We start from the raw sequence: 5,797 nt of genomic DNA on the forward strand, positions 1-5,797 counted from the left end.
CATGCGGGGGCGTTGGGCGCCCTGGCCGGTGAACAGGAAGGCGAGTTTGCCGGGGGTGGCGCTGCCCTGGATAACGTGGGGGCTGGGGTGGCCGGTGACGACAGCGTCCAGGCCGGTGAGCAGGGTGTCGCGGTCGTCGGCGATGACGACGGCGCGGTGGGACAACGCTGCTCGGGTGGTGGCCAGGGAGAACGCCACGTCCGCGGGGCGTAGCGCGGTGTTCGCGGTGAGGTGCGCGGCCAGCCGGGCGGCCTGCGCTCGCAGCGATTCCGGTGATGCCGCGGAGAGCACCCACGGCACGACAACCGCCGTCGTGGGGTCCGCGGCCACGGTCGCGGCAGCCGGGATCGCAGGCGCCGGGACGACGTCTGCCGGGACGTCCGCTGAGATGCCCTGGTCGGGCGCCTGTTCGATGATCACATGGGCGTTGGTACCGCTGATCCCGAAGGACGACACGGCCGCCCGCCGGGGACGGTCGGCCTCGGGCCACAGCCGGGCCTCGGTCAGTAGTTCCACCGCGCCCGCCGACCAGTTCACGAACGGCGACGGCGCGTCCACATGCAGGGTCTTCGGCAGCACGCCGTGGCGCAGGGCGTAAATAATCTTCGTGATGCCGGCGATGCCGGCTGCCGTCTGGGTGTGCCCGATGTTCGACTTGATCGACCCGAGCAGCAGCGGCCGGTCGGCGGGACGGTTGTGCCCGTAGGTGGCGATCAGCGCCTCCGCCTCGATCGGGTCGCCGAGACGGGTGCCCGTGCCGTGCGCCTCGACGGCGTCGATGTCGCTGGCTGCCAGCCCGGCGGCGGCCAGCGCGTCGGCGATGACCCGCTGCTGTGACTGGCCGTTCGGCGCGGTGAGCCCGTTCGACGCGCCGTCGGAGTTCACCGCGCTGCCGCGGATCACCGCCAGGATCCGGCGGCCGGCCCGCTGCGCGTCCGACAGCCGTTCCAGCAGGAGGAACCCGACCCCCTCGGACCAGGACGTGCCGTCCGCCGCTGCCGCGAACGCCTTGCTCCGGCCGTCGGGAGCCAGCCCCCGCTGCCGGGAGAACTCGGTGAACAGTCCCGGGGTCGCCATGACGGCGACGCCGCCGGCCAGCGCCAGATCGCATTCGCCGCTGCGCAGCGACTGGGCGGCCAGATGGGTCGCGACCAGCGAGGACGAGCAGGCGGTGTCGATGCTGAGGGCCGGCCCCTCCAGGCCGAGGGTGTAGGCCAGCCGTCCGGAAGCCACGCTTGTTGTGCTGCCTGTCAGCACGTACCCCTCGGCGTCTCGCGGCGCATCGGTCAGGCGCGGGCCGTAGTCCTGCTGGGTCGCGCCGACGAACACCCCCGACCGGCTGCCCCGCAGGGTGTGCGGGTCGATGCCGGCGCGTTCCAGCACCTCCCAGGCGGACTCCAGCAGCAGCCGCTGCTGCGGGTCCATCGCGGCGGCCTCGCGCGGGGAGATGCCGAAGAAGTCCGCGTCGAAGCGGTCGGCGTCGTAGAGGAAACCGCCGTCACGGGTGTAGGTCCGCCCCGGGCGGCCGGGTTCGGGGTCGTAGAGGGCCTCGACGTCCCAGCCGCGGTTCGACGGGAACCCGCCGATGGCGTCCCGGCCGTCGGCGACCAGTTCCCACAGCGCCTCGGGGGAGTCGGCGCCACCCGGCCACCGTCCGCTGACCGCGACGATCGCGATCGGCTCGGTGTGGTTGGCGGGTGTCCGGGAGCGCCGCGAGGTGGTCACGGGCGCGCCCGACACCAGGGTGATCAGGCGCTCGACCAGGGCGGCCGGCGTCGGGAAGTCGAACACCAGCGTGCTGGGCAGCGTCAGGTCGGTCACCGCGGCGAGCCCGTCACGCAACCGCACGGCACCGAGCGAGTCGAAACCGAGATCCCGGAAGGTCTGCTCGTCGTCGATCTGGTCCGTGCCGGTGTGCCCCAGCACCCCGGCCGCGGTCGTGCGGACCAGGTCGGCCAGCCGCTCCCGCAGTGCCTGCGGGGACAGCGCCGCGGCGAGCGGATGCTCGGGCGTTCCCGTTCCCGTTCCCGCTCCCGCTCCCGCCGCGCTGAGCTCGCTGTTCCCGCCGTCCAGGCCGAGCCCGTCCTCGGCGGAACCCAATGCTGCCGCGGGCTCCCCGAGCACCGCCGTCCCGGCCGCGAGCCAGAAGCGGCGCCGCTGGAAGGCGTAGGTGGGCAGGTCGACGGCATACGGGTCGGCGCCGGTGAGAACGTCGGTCCAGTCGACCGGCAGGCCGTGGACGTGCGCCTCGGCCAGCGCGGTCAGCAGGCGCGCCGGCCCGCCGTCGTCGCGGCGCAGCGTGCCCAGCACGCCGACGCCGGCGCGGCCGGCGGCGTCGACCGTCTCGTTGATCCCGCCGACGAGCACCGGATGCGGGCTGACCTCGACGAACACGTCGTGGCCGCTGCCCAGCAGCGCCCGGGTGGCCTCCTCGAACCGGACGGTACGGCGAAGGTTGGTGAACCAGTACGACGCGTCGAGAGTGCCGCCGTCGGCCCAGTCCGCGGTCACGCTGGACAGCAGCGGGACGGATCCCGCCCGGGGAGTGATCCCCGCGAGCGCCGCGAGCACCCGGTCGCGGATGCCGTCGACCTGGGCCGAGTGGGAGGCGTAGTCCACCGGGACGAGCCGGGCCCGCACCCCCTGCTCCTGGTAGCCGGCGACCAGGTCCGCCAGCGCCTGCGGGGTGCCGGCGACGACGGTCGACCGCGGGCCGTTGACGGCTGCGAGCGACAGCGCGCCGTCGGCGCGTTCCAGCCGTGCCAGCACGCCGTCCGCGGGCAGCGCCACCGAGGCCATGCCACCCCGCCCGGCAAGTGCGGTGATTGCCTGGCTGCGCAGGGCGACGATCCGGGCGGCGTCGTCGAGGGTGAGGATGCCGGCCACGTACGCGGCGGCGATCTCACCCTGGCTGTGCCCGACGACGGCGTGCGGGTGGACGCCGTACGAGCGCCACAGCGCCGCGAGGGAGACCAGCATCGCCCACAGCGCGGGCTGGACCACGTCGACCCGCTCCAGCGAGGGTGCGCCGGGGGCGCCACGCAGGACGTCGAGCAGGTTCCACCCGGTGTGCGGCGCGAGCGCGTCCGCACAGGACGCGATCGACTCCGCGAACACCGGGGAGGACTCGAGCAGGCCCGTGGCCATCCCCGGCCACTGCGAACCCTGGCCGGGGAAGACGAAGACGACCAGCCGGCCGGTCGGGGCGGTGCCGCGCACGGCGTCCGTCGGCAGTTCGCCCCGGGCCAGCCCGGCCAGCCCGGTGAGCAGGGCGTCCCGGTCGCCGCCCACGACCGCGGCCCGGTGGGCGAAGGCGGCCCGACCCCGGACCAGCGCTGCGGCCACGTCGACCGGACGCGCGGACGGTTCGGCCGCGACGTAGTCGTGCAGGCGTGCGGCCTGCGCACGCAGGGCTTCCCCGGTCCGCGCCGAGAGCACCCATGCCACCGGCCCGGCAGCCGCGGACGAGGCGACCGCCGGCCCGGTCGACCCGGCGGCTGGCCCGCTCAGCTCGGCCGCTCCGCCCGGCCCGGCCGTTTCGCCCGGCCCGGCCGCGGTCCCGGCGTCGGGTGTGCTTACGCTCGGTGCGCTCTCGCCGGGTGTGGTCTCAGTGTCTGGTGTGCTCTCCTCGGGTGCCGGTGCCTGTTCGAGGATGACGTGGGCGTTGGTGCCGCTGATCCCGAAGGAGGACACCGCCGCCCGCCGGGGACGGTTGACCTCGGGCCATGGCCGGGTCTCGGTGAGCAGTTCGACCGCGCCGGTGGACCAGTCGACGTGCGGGGACGGCGCGTCCACGTGCAGCGTCTTCGGCAGCAACCCGTGCCGCAACGCCTCCACGATCTTGATGATGCCCGCGACGCCGGCGGCGGCCTGGGTGTGGCCGATGTTGGATTTGACCGAGCCGAGTAGCAGGGGGCGGTCGGTGGGGCGGTCCTGGCCGTAGGTGGCGAGCAGGGCTTGGGCTTCGATGGGGTCGCCCAGGGTGGTGCCGGTGCCGTGTGCTTCCACGGCGTCGACGTCGGCCGGGTTGAGGCGGGCGTTGGCGAGCGCGGCGTTGATCACCCGCTGCTGGGACGGCCCGCTCGGCGCGGTGAGCTGGCTGCTCGTACCGTCGGAGTTCACCGCCGATCCCCGCACGACCGCCAGGACGCGGTGGCCGCGGCGGCGCGCGTCCGACAGCCGTTCCAGCAGCAGCACCCCGGCACCCTCGGCGAGGCCGAAACCGTCCGCGGCGGCGGCGAACGCCTTGCACCGGCCGTCGGCCGCCAGCGCACGCTGCCGGGAGAACTCGACGAACGACCGCAGGGTCGGCATCACGGTCACGCCGCCGGCCAGCGCGAGCCCGCACTCGCCGCCCCGCAGCGCCTGCACGGCCAGGTGCAGCGCCACCAGCGACGACGAGCAGGCGGTGTCCACGGTGACGGTCGGGCCCTCGAAACCGAACGTGTACGCCACCCGGCCGGAGGCGATGCTGGTCGTCCCGCCGGTCAGGACGTATCCCTCCAGCGGCTGCGTCGCCTCGGCGCCGGCGCCGGCACCGTAGTCGGAGGCGATCACCCCGGCGAACACGCCGGTGTCGGAGCCGCGCAGCGTCGTCGGGTCGATACCGGCGCGTTCCAGCGCCTCCCACGAGGCCTCCAGCAGCAGCCGCTGCTGCGGCTCCGCCGCGAGCGCCTCGCGCGGGGAGACGCCGAAGAAGGCGGCGTCGAAGTCGCCCGCGTCGGGGAGGAAGCCACCCTCGCGGGCGTAGGTCGCGCCGGACCGGGTCGGGTCGGGGTCGTAGCGGTCGTCGAGGTTCCACCCACGGTCCTCGGGCGGCGGGCCGACCACGTCGCGTTCGTCGGTGACCAGCCGCCACAGGTCGCCCGGCGAGCGCACCCCGCCCGGGTAGCGGCAGCCTATTCCGATGATCGCGATCGGCTCGTGCCGGGACGACGTCAGCTCCTGTACCCGCGCGCGGGCGGCGCGCAGGTCGGTTGTGGCGCGACGCAGGTAGTCGCGCAGTTTTTCCTCGCGGTTCTCCGCGCGGGAGTTCTCCGCGTGAGAGTTCTCCCCGCGGGAGCCGGTGCTGGGAACGGGGGACGGGGAGGACGCAGGGGACGCGGGGGACATGTGAGCTCAGCCTCCGTACGGGGTTGTCAGCTCGTTGTCGAGCACGTCGAACAGTTCGTCGTCGTCGGCCGACTGGAGATCCGCCAGCTCACCGGGCAGGGAACCGGCCCGCCCACCCGCGGGCCTGCGACCGTCCCAGGCCTGTACCAGCTGCCGCAACCTGGCCGCGACCTGCTCGTGGACGTCGGCATCGGTGTCGGCGTCGGCGTCGGGTACGGCCGTCAGGACGGTCCCCAGCCGGTCCAGCACGTCGGTGAGCGATTCCCGCCGCGGGGACGGGATGGTGGCGTTCCCGGCCGTGGTCCCGCTGCTGCTCTCCGCAGCAGGTATGAGCAGGGTGCGCAGGTGCGCGGTCAGCGCCGCCGGGGTCGGATGGTCGAACAGCAGCGTGGTCGGCAACCGCAGTCCGGCGACCGCGCCGAGCCGGTTGCGGAACTCCACCGCGGTCAGGGAGTCGAACCCGGACGCGAGGAACCCGCGGTCGACGTCGATCGCGGCCGCGTCGGCGTGACCGAGGACGGTCGCCGCGGTCGTGCGCACGAGGTCGAGCAGTATCCGGTTCCGGTCGTCCTCGGGACGACCGGCGAGCCGCTCGGCCAGCGACGTCCCCGCTCCCGACCTGGTCGCGCCGTCGCCCGCGCCGTACCCCGTGCCGTCGTCCCCGGTGGCGCGGCGGACGGTCGCG

2 protein-coding genes are annotated in these 5,797 nt (G+C 74.5%); both read right to left on the reverse strand.

Annotated features, from left to right (window positions below):
- Positions 1-5,112, reverse strand: a 5,112-nt coding sequence (locus DD1DGNOD_RS16245) for a type I polyketide synthase (protein ID WP_131770493.1), incomplete at its 3' end; no start/stop codon positions are given.
- A 6-nt stretch (positions 5,113-5,118) separates the two neighbouring features.
- Positions 5,119-5,797, reverse strand: a 679-nt coding sequence (locus DD1DGNOD_RS28170) for a phosphopantetheine-binding protein (RefSeq protein ID WP_241255772.1), incomplete at its 5' end; no start/stop codon positions are given.

This window comes from Candidatus Protofrankia californiensis, from assembly GCF_900634765.1.
In the GTDB taxonomy this organism is placed as follows: domain Bacteria; phylum Actinomycetota; class Actinomycetes; order Frankiales; family Frankiaceae; genus Protofrankia; species Protofrankia californiensis.